The sequence below is a fragment of the Mesorhizobium sp. M2E.F.Ca.ET.209.01.1.1 genome (genome assembly GCF_004010375.2).
Lineage (GTDB): Bacteria > Pseudomonadota > Alphaproteobacteria > Rhizobiales > Rhizobiaceae > Mesorhizobium.
Window position 1 is genome coordinate 1 of sequence record NZ_SADP02001265.1, and the last position, 285, is coordinate 285.

General features: G+C 65.3%; 1 protein-coding gene. It reads left to right on the top strand.

Annotation, left to right across the window (positions count from 1 at the left end; all coding sequences use genetic code 11):
• On the top strand, positions 1-285 hold a 285-nt coding region (locus EN852_RS40005), incomplete at both ends, for a crosslink repair DNA glycosylase YcaQ family protein (RefSeq protein WP_189546667.1).

Consider the following 285-nt stretch of genomic DNA (forward strand, 5'->3'; position numbering starts at 1 on the left):
GCCAGCTTACCTTCACAGGGATGCGCGTTTGCCACGCAAGATCGAGGCCCGCGCCCTGCTGGCGCCGTTCGATCCCGTCGTCTTCGAGCGCTCGCGCTCGGAGCGGCTGTTCGATTTTCACTATCGCATCGAAATCTACACCCCGGCCGAGAAGCGCCAATACGGCTACTATGTCCTGCCCTTCCTTCTTGCCGACAGGATCGTGGCGCGCGTCGACCTCAAAGCCTACCGGCCGGCCAGTTTCCTGCGCGTCCATGCCGCCTATGCCGAGCCCGGCGCGCCGCC